This is a genomic window from Xanthomonas axonopodis, from assembly GCF_001304695.1.
GTDB classification, from domain to species: Bacteria; Pseudomonadota; Gammaproteobacteria; order Xanthomonadales; family Xanthomonadaceae; genus Xanthomonas; species Xanthomonas axonopodis.
The window spans coordinates 25060-41171 of sequence record NZ_JFAQ01000147.1; the positions used below are offsets into that span (position 1 = coordinate 25060).

Sequence of the window (16112 nt, forward strand, 5' to 3'; positions counted from 1 at the left end):
TCCATTGCAGACAACAGGCAGAGGGCGGCAACGACACGATCAGCAAGGCTCAGTACGTACCCACCCGCACCCGCAACACCACGGGCACATTGCCAGCCGCATCCACACGCCCGAAGTTGAGGCCGTAGTCGGTCTGGTCGCCGTTGAGCTGCTTTTCCATCTGCCAGCGCCCTTCGACATACCGCCCCTGCTCCACCCGCAACAGTTGTCCATGACGGGTATCGGCCGCGTCGCGGAAAAATTCAATGCGCGCAGCCATACCGGTCACCAGAAACTCCTCCGGCCCCAGTTGGGCCACCAGCAACCTGCCGGCGTGGTCGTCGTTGCCGGGCAAAATGGGCGGCGCATCGCCCCACATGGGCGCACCGAACGTCACCTTGGCCTCCCAGTCGCCGAAGCGCAGCGTCCGCTGCGGCGCGCCAGGCTGCTCGGCCACTGCCTGCAGCCGGCCGTCGAAGGCCGCCTGCGCCAGAATCCGCTGCATCGGTGCGAGCAGTGTGAAGTTGGCCGCATGGGCTGCAACCGCTGCGCGGTTGGCCTCACTGTCCGCGTTGTCATCCATGCCGAACACCGAAAAGCCCACCCCGCCCTGCCCCAGCACATGGAACAGATACGGCGCGGTGGCCGCTTCGAAGCCGGTCTCCGAGACCCATGCCGGGTTGTCAGGCCGCGCGTACTGGCCGATGACCTTGGTGTATTCGTTGTAATCGTTGGTGTAGATGTCGGTGCCGATGAAGTCGATCGACGGTGTGGCCGCGCGCCATAGCGCGAACATGTTCACCGTGGCACCGCCAGAGGGATAATCCATGCCCGGATAGCGCTTGCCCTTGTAGCGCAGCCAGGTGTTGACATAGAGCGGCAGCGGATACGCACGCTTGCCGGCGGCGGCCACCTGTTCGATGTACGCGGCGGTGGCATACGCATTGAACGCTTCGGCCGCTTCAGCATCGAACAGTTGCTGCCACCTGCCCTGCGGCTTGCCTAGTGCACGCGCAATATCGGCCGGCACCGGTTGTGCGAACGCTGCCTCGCCGGCCGGGCCATGGTCGCGCACGGTGCCGATCGCACCCGGCTCGTTTTCCACCTGCACCAGAATCACGGTATGGCGGTCGCCATCCACCTTGCGCAGGTGCTGCATCAATGCTGTGAACGCACGCGCATCGGCCTGCATGTTGGCGGCCACATGGGGCGACAGCACATCCACCGGCTCGCCGTTGGCATCGCGCATGCGCGGGTACGTTGTCTCATCGCGCTTGATCCACTCGGGCGCGTAATGCATCTGCCCGTTCTTCCAGCTGCCGAACCACAGCAAGGCCACGCTTGCGGGCCCCGGCAATCAGTGCATCGACGTTGGTGGTATCGAAGCGGCCCTGCGTCGGCTCGAACTGCTCCCAGTACACCGGTGCTTCCACGGTGTTGGCATGCAGCGCGACCACCTCGTCCAGGGCTTGCGGCAACACCGCTGGCCATGCGCTGGAGTTATGCAACTGCGCGGCCAGGATCGTATACGGCGCACCGTCGACAAACACCGCGTGACGGCCATCCTTGCTGACGAAGCGCGGCAGTTGCTCGGCAGCAAGCAACGGCGTGCTGCCGGCCAGCAACGCCAGCGACCACAGCAGACCCGCCACCCGGCCGCGCCGCTGTGCCTTGAATCGAGCAAACAAACGCATCATTGCGCCTCCGATGGCAGGGAGTTCCAGTGCGGCGTGGATTCGTTGCGCAGGTGGCGAACGAAGAAGTCGTACTGGCGACGTTGCACGTAATCGATCGGCCCGCTGGAGCGGCCAACCGAATGCTCGCCACTTGGCACATTGAGCAGGTCGAATTCCTTGCCGGCCTGGATCAGGGCGTCGACGACTTGTGCGGTGGACGCCGGATCCACATTGCTGTCCTGCTCGCCGACGATCAGCAGCAGGTCGCCCTGAAGCTTGCTCGCATTGACCACGCCAGACGCTTCCGCATAGCGCGCATCCACCGGCCAGCCCATCCACTGCTCGTTCCAGCTGATCTTGTCCATGCGATTGTCGTAGCAGCCCGCGAAGGCCACGCCCACCTTGTAAAACTCTGGGTGACGTTCGAGTGCCCCAAGCGTGCTCTGGCCGCCCGCCGACGCGCCGTAGATGCCGACGCGGCTGATGTCGTAAGAGGGATCTTTGGCCGCCAGCGCACGATGCCAGGCAATGCGGTCGGCAAATCCGGAGTCGCCCAGGTTTTTCCACGCGACATCATGAAATGCCTTGGAGCGGTTGGCGGTCCCCATGCCGTCGATCATCACCACGATGAAACCCAGATCGGCCTGCGCCTGCATGCCGATCTGCTTGTCGCCCCCGGAGTGATAACCGAATGGCCAGAATGTCTTGGGCACGAAGGAGTCGTGCGGCCCGGCATAGATGTTCTCGATCACCGGATAGGTCTTGCGCGGGTCGTAGTCGCGCGGGCGCACCACCATGCCCCAGATATCGGTGACACCATCGCGCCCCTTGGCCACGAAGCTCTCCGGCGCGCGCCAGCCGGCCGCCTGCAGCTTGTCGATCGTGCCGCGCTCCACGGTGTGCAGCAGCTGGCCATCGATGGCGTGCAGTTCCATCACCGGCGGCAGGTCCGGACGCGAATAGACATCGACGTAATGCAGGCCGTCGTCGGCAATCGCCACATCGTGGTCGGCCTCGGCGCGGGTCAAACGGGTCAACCGGCGGCCATCGAAATCCACGCTGTAGAGCTGCCTGTTGTACGGATCCTTGCCCGCATCCATGCCGCTGGCCGTGAACCAGATGCGGCGCTGCGCATCGTCCACGCGCAGCACATCGCGTACCACCCACGGCCCGTGGGTGAGCTGGCGTTTCACCTTGCCGCTGCGTCCATCGAACAGATACAGGTGTCGCCAGCCATCGCGTTCGGAAATCCACACCACCTCATCGCCACGCCCGTCTACGTCGTGGCGAAAGCTGCGGTCGGCATACACGAAGGTCCGGGTGTCTTCATCAACGGCCACATGCGCGCGCGCAGTGCGGGCATCCACCGCAATCACGCGCATCCGCTGGAAGCCGCGTTGCACATACTCGAACGCGACACTGCCGCCATCGCTGCGCCAGTGCAGCGGCGACAACGAATACGGGTTGTCGAACAACGCCGTGTCCACGTCGCGACGTGTGCCATCCAGCGCAAATAGCACCGGCCGCTCCACATCCACCGCATCGCCCGGCTTGGGATACAGCTGGGTATGCACCACCGGCTGCCCACCGCCGGCAGGCGCGGCTTCAACGCGGGTGACACGGCGAGCCAGCCCCGGACGCACGCGGTACACCGCCAGCTGCTGCGAATCCGGCGACCAGGCAACACTCTCCACATCGAAGTAATCATCTGCACGGCCGTCGCTACTGAGCCGGGTGACCCGCCCATCGGCGACATGGCGCAACACCAGGTTCCAACCATCGGCCAGCACCTCCCACTTGGCATCGGGCGAGCGACGCGGCGTGGTGTCGGCCGGCACCAGCAGATCGCGCACCACACCGAAACCGCGTGGGCGTGACATCGGCTGCAGCCGTGCATCGGGCGCGCAGTGGTAGGTGGTCAGCGTGCAACGCCAGGGCGCATCTTCCAGTGCGAAGACAATGGCGCCATCGCTGCGTTCGCCCTCGGTTGAAAACGAAAACTGCTCGAACGGCAGACGCAGCGGCGTATAGGGCTTTCCGGTTGCCGCACTCAGGCCCTGCGCCAGTCGCGCCTGATCGAAGGCCGGCTGCTTCTGCAAGGTGGCCACATCGGTACTGACGAACGCAAAGCCGCCCGGCACCGTCTTGCGGTAATGGAACCTGCCATTGTCCTGCCATTGCGCCGGCCAGGCGACATTCTCCGTCAGCGTGATCCACTGCTCGCGCAAACCCAGCGAGCGTTGGTAATCGGCAACGCTGGGCGCAGCCTGCACAGCACCCGACGACAGCATCGCGTAGGCGGCCAGCGCAGACCATCGACGTAAACCAAATGCGCTGCGGCCCGCATCACTCACCATCGTCCTCCTCCAGCGCAAGCTCGTCGCTGCGCAAACCGCTACGTGCGCCCCAGTGATAAATGAAGAACGCAATGGCCGCCACAGCCAGCGTATCGAATGGGTGTGCGATCCAGCCATGTCCGCCGAACGTGCCGGCCCACGACACCAACATCACCAGCACGAAGAACACGATCAGCCATAACGATGCGCGTACCTGCCGGCCCAGGTGCGCGCGGCCCTCGCGCGAAGGCAGGCGGTACAGCACATACAGCAGGAACGCGAGCACCTGCAAGCCGAGCAACCACGACAAGGTCGGCCAGGTGGACCAGTACACGATCAACGCAGCCACCATGAACGACAGCGGCCCCAGTACCATCAGGCCACGCACGAAAAATGGGCGTGGCAAGTCCGGCGCGCTACGACGCAACGCCGCTACCGTGACCGGCGCCACCGCATAGCTCAGCACTAAGGCGGCCGACACCACGCCGATCAGCGTTTCCCACGAGGGAAACGGCAGCGTCCAGAAGATCGACAAGCCCAGGCTCAACCACAGTGCCGGACGCGGGATGCCCGACGCCGTGTCCACCCGCGTCAGCACCGGCAAGAACCCGCCGCTGCGCGCCCAGCCATACACCACACGCGGGGTGGCATTCATGTAGATGTTGCCGGTGCCGCTGGGCGAGACCATCGCATCGCAGATCACCAGCGCTGCCAGCCATGCCATGCCCAAGGCCAAGGCGATGTCGTGGTACGGCAGCGAGAAGGCCTTGTCGATACCCGCCCAGCCTGGTGCGAGCTGCGCGGCCGGGATGCTGCCCAGGAACGCCAGCTGCAGCAACACGTAAATCACCGTGGACAGCGCCACCGACAGGATCAGCGCAATCGGAATATTGCGCTGCGGGTCGCGCACTTCGCTGGCCACCGACACGATCGGGGTCAATCCCAGGTACGCGAAGATGATGCCGCCGGCCGAGATCGCCGCTTCCACGCCCGCCATGCCCGATGGCGCGAACCCATGCACGCTCAGATTGCCGGCATCGAAGTGCTGCATCAGCAGCACGATCACCAGGATCGGCACCAGAAACTTGAAGATGCTGACGATGTTGTTGGCCAGCGCAAAGGTCTTGACGCTGAAATAGTTGAGCACGAAGAACAGCACCAGCAAGGCCATCTGCACCAGCCAACCCAAGAGGCTGGGATGGGTACTGTCTGGCTGGCTCAACCACGGGAACCACGCCGCTGCGTATTGCCGTGCCGCTTCCACTTCGATGGCGATCAGGCTGGAGAACGCGATCAACGTGATGAAGCCGGTCAGCGAACCGAGCAAGGCGCCATGCGAATACTCCGGGTAGCGCACCACCCCGCCGGCGCGCGGCAATGCCGCACCGAGTTCGCAATACACCAGCCCAAGCAACAGCACCGCGATGCCACCAAGGATCCACGACACGATGCCGGCCGGTCCGGCGATCGATGAGACGTGGCTGGCCGAAAACAACCACCCGGAGCCGAAGATCGACCCCAGCCCGATAAAGGTCAGGTCGGTCAGGCTGAGGCGCTTTTGGAACTTGCCTTGCGTGGTCGCAGCGTGTGTGGTCATACGTCGCCCCGAAGCGTGGAAAGCGCAGTTACTGCACTCAAAGCCATCACGTGCCGTGCACGTGTCAGTCGCTGGCGGAGGCCTTCGCCTCTGCCTGATCCTCCTGCGGATACGGCGACACACCGCCATCAGCGATGAAGTGGTCGATGCGCGCTTCCAGCACCGGCAATGGCACCGAGCCGGTCTGCAGCACTGCATCGTGGAAGTTGCGCAGGTCGAACTTTTCGCCCAGCGCGGCTTCTGCCTTGCGGCGTAGTTCCAGTATCTTCAGCTCGCCCAGGTAGTACGACAGCGCCTGCCCCGGCCAGGCGATATAGCGGTCCACCTCGGTGGTGACTTCGTGCTCGCTCAGCGCGGTGTTGTCGCGCAGGTAGGCCTGCGCATGCTCGCGCGTCCAGCCCTTGTGGTGGATGCCGGTGTCGATCACCAGACGGCAGGCACGCCACATCTGGTAGGTCAGGTAGCCGAAACGGTCATAGGGCGTGTCGTACATGCCCATCTCCTGACCCAGATACTCCGAATACAGCGCCCAACCTTCACCGTAGGCGGAGATGAAGCCGTAACGGCGGAACTCCGGCAAGCCTTGCGCCTCTTCCGCGAGCGGCATCTGCAATGCGTGACCGGGCGAGGATTCGTGCAAGGTCAGCGCGGTCAGGTTGTACAGTGGCCGCGACGGCAGGTTGTAGGTGTTGACCAGATAGATGCCCGGCCCACCGCGACCGCCGGTGTAGAACGGTGCCAGCTCCGGCGGCACCGGTTCGATGGCGAAGCGGCGGCGTGGCAGCCGGCCAATGTAATCGCCCACCTTGGCGTCCACGCGCTTGGCGATCCACGCCGCCTGCTTGAGCAACTCTTCCGGCGTCTTGGCGTAGAACTGCTGGTCGGTACGCAGGAAATGCAGAAACGCCGGGAACACCGCCTGCCCGGCTGGCGGCTTGAAGCCGCTTGCCGCGATGGTCTGGTCCATCTGCGTGCGCAGCTTGGCCACCTCCTGCAAGCCGATCTGATGGATCTGATCGGGGCTCAAGTCCAGCGTGGTGAACTCACGAATCTGCGCACGGTAATACGCCTGCCCGTCCGGCAACGCTTCTCCGGCCAGCGTGGTGCGTGCGCGCGGCTGATACTCATGGCGGATGAAGTCCAGCAGCCTGGCGTACGCCGGCACCACCTGTGTATCGATGGCCTTGACTGCTTGCTGGCGCAGTTGCGCCTGCACATCGGCCGGCAGCGTCGCCGGCATTTGCTTGAACGGCGCGTAGAACGGGTTGGCCTCGCCTTTGGCCTGCGCCACATCGGCGATGGACTGGTCGCGCCCGGTCATCGTGACCCGCGGCTGGGTGAAACCGCGCGCCAACCCGGCACGCATATTGTCGGTGTGCTCGACGAAATAGCGCGGGATGTCGGCCAGCATTTTCAGATAGCGCTGGCAATCCTCGCGCGTGCGCAGCGTGGCTTCGGCGCTGAAGCCCAGGTCGCTCCAGAACGCCGAGTCGCTGTTGAACGACATTTCCCAGGCGCGAAAATGCTGCTGGTCCAGCAACACCTGCAATTGCTGCCGATACACCTGGTAGCTCACCTGATCTTCGGCCGACAGCTGCGCCTGCGGGATGGCATCCAGTTCCTTCAACACCTGTTGCCAATAGGCCGTGCGCAGGTTTTGCGTGGCGACATCGACCTTGGGCAGATGGTCGGCCTGTTGCTCTTGCGTGGCCTGGTTGTCTTCATCCACCGCACCCGACGCCTGCGCCTGGCGCCAGCGCCACTCGCGTGTGTACAAGGCCTTGAAGCGTGCCGCTGCGGTGTTCTGCGTGGCCGCAGCCGCGACCTCTGCTGCGTGCACAGGCAACGCAAGGCCGCCCAGGCTGGCTGCGATCAACAGAGTCAATGTGCTCGCGCGTAACGCGCTGATGGTGCTCATTGACGTGCCTCCGGCGCCGCCTTGGCCTGCGCGATCCACTGCCGCACGCGTTGCTGCAACAGTGCCAGCGGCATCGCGCCGCCGCCCAGCACCGCATCGTGGAAGGCGCGCACATCGAAGCGCTCACCGAGTTCTTTCTCGGCTTCCGCACGCAACGCCAGGATCTGCAGCTGGCCGAGCTTGTAGCTCAGTGCCTGACCGGGCCACACGATGTATCGGTCGGTTTCGGCCTGGATGCTGGGCTCGTCGGCGGCCGGATGTGCGTGGAAAAAATCCACCATCTGTTGGCGGCTCCAGTGTTTGTAGTGGACCCCGGTATCGAGCACCAGCCGGTTGGCGCGCAGCAAGTCGGCGGACAGGCGCCCGTAATCGTTGTACGGATCCTTGAAGAAACCCATCTCCTTGCCGAGTCGCTCGGCATAAAGTGCCCATCCTTCGATATAGGCGCTGTAGCCGGCCTGCTGGCGGAACGGCGGCAACGGCAGTGTCTGCGCAAGCGAGATCTGCAGGTGATGGCCCGGAACGCCTTCGTGGTAAGCAATGGTTTCGATATTGATCAGCGTGCGGCTGGCGAAGTCGCTGGTATTGACCTTCACGATCGCTGGCCTAGTGCCTTCGGGATTGCTTTGCAAGTATTCGGCGTTGGGCGCATGGCGCTGGAACGATGGCCTTGCCTGCACTTCCAGCGGCGTCTTGGGCAGATGGCCGAACACCTTGGGCAGCTCCGGTTCCATCGCCGCGATGTACTGGCGGTACTGCTGCAGAATCTGCTCGCCCGAGGTGGCGAAATGGCGTTTGTCGGTTTGCACTGCCTTGCGGAAGCTGGCCAAATCGGCAAAGCCCTGTGCCTTGGCGATCACCGTCATCTCGCCTTCGATGCGCGCCACCTCTTTCAGACCGATTTGATGGATTTCCTCCGGCGCCATGTCGGTGGTGGTGTGCATGTGGATGGCATAGCGATAACGACGCTCGCCATCGGGTAGCGACCACAGGCCCTCCTGCGCGCGCCCTTGCGCGGCGTATTCGTCGCGCACGAACGCGGCCAATTTGCCGTAGGCCGGGCGAACCTGCTGGTCGATCGCAGCGAGCAATTGTTTGCGCAACGCGTCGCGTTGATCGGGCGGCACGGCTGCATCGAGCTTTTTCAATGGCGAAGCGAACGGGCTCTGCTCGCCGCTCAGCGCGGCAATCGAGTCGATCTGATCAGGCAGGCGCTCCAGAATATAACGTGGCTGGGTGAGGCCATCCTTTGCACCCTGGCGCGACACCGCAATGACCTGCTCGATCACAGTCGGAATCGTTTGCAGGCGCTTGATGTAATCCTGGTAATCCTTGGCGTTTTCGAACGTGAACTGGTCGCCATACCCGGCCAGCAACAACTGGACGCCGCCGATGGGTTCCAGCAGCATCGTGTAGGTCTTCAGTTCGATACCTTCCAGCTCGTCGCGCAACTGACCCAGCATCATCTGCAGGCTAAGCTGACGTTCCACGTCCAGCGTCTTGGCATCCACCGCTTCGAACTGCTTGAGCAGCTCGGCAGTGGCGTTGCGGTGGGCCTGCACGGCGTGCAGAGAATAATCGCTCCAGCGGTCGTTGTAGCGCTTGTCGCCGATGATGCTGGCGAACTCGGGGTTGTGCTGCAGTTGGTACTGCCACTGCTTGTCGAGCAGCGCATCGAAGGCCTTGGCTGCCTGCTCGCCGGTCGAGGCGGAGGCAGGCTTGGCCTGTTCCGCTGCGGGCGGCGCCGGCTTGCAGGCGGTGAACAACGTGGCGGCGAGCAGACCAATGGCAACAGGACGCAGGTGTTTCATGCATTCACTCCAAAAGAAACGGTGCGCCATCATCGCATGCTAAAAAGCTCGCGGCAGGAGCGCGCTTGTGCGCGAAAGGCATTATCGACAAGCCCCTCGCGCGCAACGCGCGCCTGCCCACTCACGGGCTCGTACAGGCTCACGCAAACGGTTGATCGATCGCCACCGACGGCGGTGTGAACCATTGCACGTCATCGTCGGTCACGTAGAAATGGTCTTCCAGGCGCACGCCGAACTGGGCTGGCACCACGATCATCGGCTCGTTGCTGGCACACATTCCCGGCTGCAACGGCAGTGCATTGCCGCGCACCAGGTAAGGCGCCTCATGAATCGCCAGGCCGCAGCCGTGACCGGTGCGATGCGGCAACCCGGGCAGCCGGTAGTCGGGCCCGAGCCCGGCTGCTTCCAGCACCTTGCGTGCCGCCTGATCCACCGCCTCGCATGCCACGCCCGGGCGGATCGCTGCAAATGCCGCGGCCTGCGCGGCCTGCTCCAGGTCCCAGATGCGCTGCTGCGCGTCATTGGCCGCACCATAGATCCAGGTGCGCGTGATGTCGGAGTGGTAGCCCTGCACGGTGCAACCAGTGTCGATCAACACCAGTTCGCCTTCGCGCAGGTGCTGCACCCCCGGGATGCCATGCGGAAACGCAGTGGCGTGGCCGTACTGCACGATACAGAAGGTCGATCCGTTGTCGGCGCCCAGCGCACGATGCGCCTCGTCGATGAAGCGCACCAGTTCATCGGTCCCGATCCCTTCGTGTGCGATACCGGCCGCCAGCTGCTGCACCAGCAGAGTCATGTCGCAGGCCTGCTGCATCAATGCCAGCTCGGCCGGCGACTTGCACATGCGGCAGCCATCGATGATCGTGCCGGCATCACGAATCGCCTTGCCCAGATGCGCACGCAGACCGGTGTGCACGGCGAACGTAATGCCCGGGTCCAGCGCCAGGGCATGCGCATGGCGCTCGTCCATGGCCTGTACCACCAGTGCGTACGGGTCGTCGTGCTCTTCCCACAGGTATTTGGTCGCCGGGATCTTCAGTACCGCATCCAGCGAGCCTTCCTCGAACACGGGGCAGATCAACACCGGGTCGCCATCCAGCGTCAGCAGCAGCGCGACGAGACGCTCGCTCGCCCCCCACGGCACGCCGGTGAAATAGCGCAGCGACGTGCCCGCGCCGATCAACAGCGCATCCACGCCATGCGCGCGCATGAGGCTGCGTGCACGCTCGATGCGGCGCTCGTATTCGTCCGCGGCGATCGGCGCGGCGCGTTGTGTCCACGGCGCCAGTTGCGCACGCGCTTGCGCAAGCGACAGCCCGCCGATCTGGCTGCTCATGCGCCGGCTCCAAGATCGGCCGTGCTCCATTGCCCGTCGACCAAACGTGCCACACCACCGGGATTGCGCTGGCGCAGTTCGGCAGGCAGCAGTGCATCGGGCACCGCGTCGTAGCTGTGCAAGGCAGCAAAACGGCGGATGGCGCCGGGCATGCCCACTGCCGTGAAGCCCGGATGCCCGGTGCTCGGGAACGGACCACCGTGATTCTGCGCGGCGCTCACGGCCACGCCGGTTGGCATCTTACTGTTGATCAACCGCCCCACCCGCGCGCGCAACACCGGCGCGATGGTCTGCCAGGCGGCATCGTCGCTGCCGTCGGCGGCGCGGTACAACGTACCGGTCAGGTTGCCTTCGAACGCGGCAGCCACCTGTGCCATCTGCGCCACATCGGCTGCGCGTACCAGCAGGCTCACCGGGCCGAAGGCTTCGGCCTGCAGGGCGTGCGGGTTGGCGAGAAAGGCGTGCGCATCCACGCTCAACAAGGTCGGCGCATAGCGGCAGCCATCCTCGCCGGTGTGTCCGCCGGCCAGCATGCTGGCGCCGGCGGCACGCAGGCTCGCCACACCACGTTGCACGCCTTCCACACCAGAGGCGGAGAACAGCACCATCGGCATGGCCGCCTCGAAATGCGCCTTGGTGGCCGCAACGAACGCATCGCCAGCCGCGCCGTGCGGCACCACCACCACGCCGGGATTGGTGCAGAACTGCCCGCTCCCCAGCGTGCAGGACGCAAAGAATTCCTGTGCAAGCGCATCGCCGCGTTCGGCCAGCGCCCCGGGCAACAGGAACACCGGGTTGACGCTGGAGAGTTCGGCATAAAACGGCACGCCCGCCGCGTCTGCCGCCGCCTTCAGTGCCAGCCCACCGGCACGGCTGCCGGTGAATCCGATCGCGCCCAGCCGCTTATCGCCCGCCAATCGCACGCCGATGGCATTGTCGAAGTGATACAGCAGTTGCACCGCCGCTGCAGGCAGACCGGCCGCGACCAAGGCCTGATGCGCAAGCTGCGCCATGCGCTGGCTGGTGGCCGGATGCAACGGATGCGCCTTGGCAATGACCGGGTTGCGCGCGGCAATCGCCGAGGCGAAATCGCTGCCGGCAATCGCATTGAAGGCGAACGGAAAATTATTCGGGCCGAATACCAAAACCGGTTTGCCCAGCGGCGCCAGGTGCGAACGCAGATCTGCCGCGCTGTCGATGATGGGCTGGGTCCAGCTGTAGCTGCGCACGGCCTGTGCGGCCTGCCGCAGCTGCCCGCTGGTGCGCGGCAGTTCGTTACCGCGCAAGCGTGTGGGCGCCGGCAACGCCGTCTCGGCATGCGCCAGCGCGACCAGGGTGTCGGCATCGGCATCGAGCGCGTCGGCGTAGCTTTCCAGAAAGGCAGCGATCCGCTCGACCGGTGCAGCCGCCAACTCCGCCGCGACTGCCTGCGCCGCCACCACGGCCGCTTCCGCATCGTCCGCACCACTGACCGGAAAGTGCGGCCCGATCGGCTCGCCGGTGGCCGGGTCGGCAGCGCGGAAGCTGCCGGTCGCCGCGCGGCTAGCTTGCCATTGGCCTCCCAGCAGGATCTCGGCTGCTGCCGCGGAATTGGAGTGGTTCGTGTCGTTCATTGCGGCACCTTCGGTGACAGGGAAGCAGGGCCTGCGCTCGGTGCGCTGGGGGCCGACCAACAAGACGATGAGGATGCAGCACTGGATGCCACATCCGCATCAGCCAACGCATCGCACCACACGCAGGCAAGGCGCATGGTACGAATCGGCACAACTGGCACCCTGTGCTTACCTACAGGCAGGACGGACCAGGGCAGCATCATTGCGCCATCAAGACAATGTGGGCGCGGTGGCAATGGCATGGTCGATCACCTTCAACGCGGCATCGCGCTCGGCGCCGGCCACCACCAGGCGCGGCGCACGCACCTGCTCGCTGCCCATGCCTACCTTGGCCTGCACCAGTTTGATCAGCTGCACGAAGGTGGGCACGGTGTCCAGGCGCAGCAGCGGCAGGAACCAGTGGTAAAGCTCCTTGGCCGCCGGGTAACCGCCATCGCGGGCGAGTTCGAACAGGCGTACCGATTCTTTCGGGTACGCATTGACCAGGCCAGCGATCCAGCCCTTGGCGCCCATGCTCAGGCCCTCGACGATGGCATCGTCCATGCCCACCAGCAGCGCCAGGCGATCGCCCAGCAACTCCTGCAGCGCGGCGAAGCGGCGCACGTCGCCGGAAGATTCCTTCACTGCCTGCAGGTCCGGGAATTCGGCGGCCAGCTCGGCGATCTGTGCCGGGCCGAAATCGGTCTTGTAGGCGACCGGGTTGTTGTACAGGATCACCGGCAGATCGGTGGCGCCGATCACCGCACGCACATGCGCGCCCATTTCGCGCCAGTCGGTGGAATACACATACGGCGGCAGCACCATCAAGCCGCCGCAGCCGATGTCCTTGGCCGCCTTGGCCAGCGCCACCGCTTCGCCCGTGGCCAGGCTGGCGATGCCCGGCACCACCGGCACGCGGCCGTTCAAGGCGGTGACCAGCGTGCGCAGGATCGCCAGCTTGTCTTCCACGCTCAGGGTCGCGGCCTCGCCCAACGAGCCCAGCGGCACGATCGCGGTGCAACCGGCATCCACCAGTTGATTGGCGTGCTTGCCGAGGAAGTCGTGGTCGATATCGCCATTGGCGGTGAACGGAGTGGTGATGGCCGGCAGCACGCCGTGCCAGAACGCAGCATTGCTCATGGATGTTTCCCTTGCGAGTCGGAAGTGAACGAGTCGGCCAGCGCCGCGAGGCGGACCGGGAACAACGGCGGCCGGCGGCCGGCGTCGATGGAAAGATCGGGCGGGCAACGCCCCAGTTCGGCCAGCGCGGCGCCGCAGATGCGCCCCTGGCAGGCGCCCATGCCGCAGCGCGAGGCGAGCTTGGCGTCGCGCGCATCGGTGAAGCTGTCCAGGGCGGCCAGCGGCACGTCTTCGCAGCGGCAGATCAACGTGTCCGCCTGCGCCAGCGTGCGGATGCGTGCATTCAGCGCGAATTGCTGCTGCAGCAGGTCGGCAAACGCACGCGCGGCATGACGCCGTGGCTGCAGGCGCAGCGCCGCATCCGGTGCATCGGCGGCCATATGTCCGGCCATCGCACCTTCAATCAACGCGCAATCGCGCCCGCCGATGCCGCAGACTTCGCCGGCGGCAAAGATCTGGGTGACGCTGGTACGCAACAGCGCATCTACCTGCACCTGCTGGTGCGCGCCGTACGCTTGCAACTGGCAACCCAGCAATTGCGCAAGCTCGGTGTTGGGTACCAGGCCATAGCCCACCGCCAGTTGATCGCAGGCAATCCGCGTGCGGCCGCTGGGCCCTTCGATTTCGACTTCGCGCAGCTGCGTGTCGCCATGCGCGGCGATCACAACGCTGCCGGCGCGATACGCCACTGCACGCAGCTGCAGGCGCAACGCCACCGCCTGCGCGGCCTTGCCCGGCCAACGCCACAATTGCAGTGCGAACTGGCGCAAGGCGGCCGGCGAGGTTTGTTCGTGAATACCGAGCACTCGCGCGCCATGCCGTTGCAATGTGGCCGCACTGGCCAGCAACAACGGACCACTGCCGGCCACCAGCACGCGCTTGCCCGCCAGCGGCCAGCCCTGCTTGGCCAGCGCCTGCGCCGCGCCGGCACCGGTGACGCCGGGCAAGGTCCACCCCGGGAATGGCAGCAGCAATTCGCGCGCACCGGTGGCCAGCACCAAGGCGGCGTAATGCAGCTGCAGCGTGCCGTCGGGGCCATCGGCCAGGAGCCAGCCCGGTTGCGCCAGCAAAATCTGCGTGCGCGTCAGCACGGTGATCGATGCGTTGCCGGCCACTTGCTGCAGCAATGCGCGCGCATCGGCCGGCGCGCCGTGTTGCACATCACTGCGCCACACCTGGCCGCCGGTACGTGGCTGCATGTCGACCACACCCACGCGCACGCCTTGGCTGGCCGCAGCCTGCGCCGCCGCCAGCCCGGCCGGGCCGGCGCCGATCACCAACACATCGAAATGCAGCACGCGCTCAGCCATCGGTGCGCACCTGCATGCCATCGCATGCATCCACCAGGCAGGCGCGTTGCTGCCCGACGCCATCGATGCGCACGCGGCATTCGAAACACACGCCCATGCCGCACAGGGGCGCGCGCGCTTGCCCACTGCTCGATTGCCGAAACTGCAACGTCGCCTGCGCCACTGCCGCCGCCACGCTGGCACCGGCCGGCACCTGGACCATGCGCTCATCCACGTGCAGACGCACCGTCGCGCTCATGCGGGCACTCCTTGCACGGCACGCGCCGGTGCATAGGGCGCCGGGTCGATGGCCGGGGTGCGGCCGAGCAGGCTGTCCACGATCACCCGTGCGCTCCCCAGCGCCGTGGTGACGCCCAACCCCTCGTGACCGGCGGCCACCCATACATCGCCCCGGCCGGGCACACCCCCCAAATACGGGCGCCCGTCCGGCGTGGCCGGGCGCAAACCGGTCCACACACGGATCGCCTGCAGTTCACGCAGCACCGGCAGGTACGCAAAGGCGCGCTGCAACATCTGCTGCAGCACCGGCATCGACACTGCGCGGTCGTGCTCGCCGAACTGGCGCGAGGAACCGATCAGAATCTGCCCGGTGGGCCGCGGCTGCACATTGAAGGCCACGCTGGTGTCGTCGGCGCCATGCGCCGAATCCGCATAACCCAGTTCCAGCAGTTGATGCCGGATCAGCCCCGGGTGCCGGTCGGTAATCACCAAATGGCCCTTGCGCGGGCGCAGTGCCAGCTCGGGCAGCAACTGCGGCAAGGCCACACCGCTGGCCACCAGCACCGGTCCGGAGAGCATCTGCCCATCGTCCAGACGCACCGCATGCTCCTGCAGCTGCACCACGCGGCGGCCGGCAAACAAGCGCGCACCGGACTTGCAGGCCACGCCCACCAGGTGCCGCGCGACCCGCGGCGGATACACCACTGCTTCATCGGGCACGCGCATGCCGCCAGCCAAGCCGGGCACCAGCTGTGGTTCCAGCGCATACAGCTGCGCGGCATCGATCGCTTCGGCATGCAGGCCGGCCGTTGCCAGGCGCGCGATCTTGGCTGGCACCGCCGCCAGTTCGCGCGCATCGCGGGCCACCCACAGCGTGCCACAGCGGCTGAATTCGGCTTCGTTGAGCATGGCGAAGCGTTCCCACAGCCGCAGCGAATACGCCGACAACGCCAGCTCGGCCGGGTCGTCGTCCATCGCCACCAAATGCCCCATCGCCGCGGCGGTGGAGCCGCCGCCGATCGGTCCCGGCTCGACGATCGCCACGCGAAGGCCCTCGCCCGCCGCCGCTTCCGCGCAAGCGGCACCCACAATGCCGGCGCCGATCACGATCAGGTCGTAACTGCGTCGCGTGCATGCGCCAGACGCGGCGGACTCGGATTCGATCACCGCAGCCACGCCAAGCGCCGATGCCGAT

General features: G+C 65.7%; 10 protein-coding genes and 1 pseudogene. All 11 read right to left on the bottom strand.

From position 1 onward, the window contains the following. Positions 1-49: 49 nt before the first annotated feature. Positions 50-1673: pseudogene (locus XAXN_RS13615) on the bottom strand (DUF5597 domain-containing protein). After that, complete coding sequence (locus XAXN_RS13620) at positions 1673-4012, bottom strand: S9 family peptidase (RefSeq protein ID WP_054319929.1); 2340 nt, start codon at positions 4010-4012, stop codon at positions 1673-1675. The pseudogene XAXN_RS13615 and the gene XAXN_RS13620 overlap by 1 nt, the downstream one beginning before the upstream one ends. Beyond that, the gene (locus XAXN_RS13625; RefSeq protein ID WP_054319930.1) at positions 4002-5588 is read right to left on the bottom strand and encodes an APC family permease; all 1587 of its coding nucleotides are present in this window, start codon (positions 5586-5588) and stop codon (positions 4002-4004) included. The genes XAXN_RS13620 and XAXN_RS13625 overlap by 11 nt, the downstream gene beginning before the upstream one ends. Positions 5589-5652: 64 nt before the next feature. Continuing rightward, positions 5653-7506, bottom strand: a complete 1854-nt coding sequence (locus tag XAXN_RS13630; protein ID WP_054319949.1) for a DUF885 domain-containing protein — start codon at positions 7504-7506, stop codon at positions 5653-5655. Then, on the bottom strand, positions 7503-9317 hold the full coding sequence (locus XAXN_RS13635) for a DUF885 domain-containing protein (protein ID WP_054319931.1): 1815 nt from the start codon (positions 9315-9317) through the stop codon (positions 7503-7505). The genes XAXN_RS13630 and XAXN_RS13635 overlap by 4 nt, the downstream gene beginning before the upstream one ends. 139 nt (positions 9318-9456) lie before the next feature. Beyond that, positions 9457-10656: a M24 family metallopeptidase gene (locus XAXN_RS13640; RefSeq protein ID WP_054319932.1), complete on the bottom strand. Its 1200-nt coding sequence runs from the start codon at positions 10654-10656 to the stop codon at positions 9457-9459. Continuing rightward, positions 10653-12269, bottom strand: a complete 1617-nt coding sequence (locus tag XAXN_RS13645) for an aldehyde dehydrogenase family protein (RefSeq protein WP_054319933.1) — start codon at positions 12267-12269, stop codon at positions 10653-10655. The genes XAXN_RS13640 and XAXN_RS13645 overlap by 4 nt, the downstream gene beginning before the upstream one ends. Positions 12270-12479: 210 nt before the next feature. Next, complete coding sequence (locus XAXN_RS13650; RefSeq protein WP_054319934.1) at positions 12480-13388, bottom strand: dihydrodipicolinate synthase family protein; 909 nt, start codon at positions 13386-13388, stop codon at positions 12480-12482. After that, complete coding sequence (locus XAXN_RS13655; RefSeq protein ID WP_174515544.1) at positions 13385-14698, bottom strand: NAD(P)/FAD-dependent oxidoreductase; 1314 nt, start codon at positions 14696-14698, stop codon at positions 13385-13387. The genes XAXN_RS13650 and XAXN_RS13655 overlap by 4 nt, the downstream gene beginning before the upstream one ends. Beyond that, positions 14691-14936: a 2Fe-2S iron-sulfur cluster-binding protein gene (locus XAXN_RS13660; RefSeq protein WP_054319936.1), complete on the bottom strand. Its 246-nt coding sequence runs from the start codon at positions 14934-14936 to the stop codon at positions 14691-14693. Before XAXN_RS13660 ends, XAXN_RS13655 begins: the two co-directional genes overlap by 8 nt. Beyond that, a complete protein-coding gene (locus XAXN_RS13665) occupies positions 14933-16093 on the bottom strand; it encodes an NAD(P)/FAD-dependent oxidoreductase (RefSeq protein WP_174515546.1) in 1161 nt (386 codons plus the stop codon). The genes XAXN_RS13660 and XAXN_RS13665 overlap by 4 nt, the downstream gene beginning before the upstream one ends. Positions 16094-16112 lie beyond the last annotated feature (19 nt).

Bases quoted from the DNA above. Each gene is read 5' to 3' on its own strand.
- XAXN_RS13635 (WP_054319931.1), bottom strand. From the start codon at position 9,317: ATGAAACACCTGCGTCCTGTTGCCATTGGTCTGCTCGCCGCCACGTTG.
- XAXN_RS13660 (WP_054319936.1), bottom strand. From the start codon at position 14,936: ATGAGCGCGACGGTGCGTCTGCACGTGGATGAGCGCATGGTCCAGGTG.
- XAXN_RS13620 (WP_054319929.1), bottom strand. From the start codon at position 4,012: ATGGTGAGTGATGCGGGCCGCAGCGCATTTGGTTTACGTCGATGGTCT.
- XAXN_RS13645 (WP_054319933.1), bottom strand. From the start codon at position 12,269: ATGAACGACACGAACCACTCCAATTCCGCGGCAGCAGCCGAGATCCTG.
- XAXN_RS13630 (WP_054319949.1), bottom strand. From the start codon at position 7,506: ATGAGCACCATCAGCGCGTTACGCGCGAGCACATTGACTCTGTTGATC.
- XAXN_RS13625 (WP_054319930.1), bottom strand. From the start codon at position 5,588: ATGACCACACACGCTGCGACCACGCAAGGCAAGTTCCAAAAGCGCCTC.
- XAXN_RS13655 (WP_174515544.1), bottom strand. From the start codon at position 14,698: ATGGCTGAGCGCGTGCTGCATTTCGATGTGTTGGTGATCGGCGCCGGC.
- XAXN_RS13650 (WP_054319934.1), bottom strand. From the start codon at position 13,388: ATGAGCAATGCTGCGTTCTGGCACGGCGTGCTGCCGGCCATCACCACT.
- XAXN_RS13640 (WP_054319932.1), bottom strand. From the start codon at position 10,656: ATGAGCAGCCAGATCGGCGGGCTGTCGCTTGCGCAAGCGCGTGCGCAA.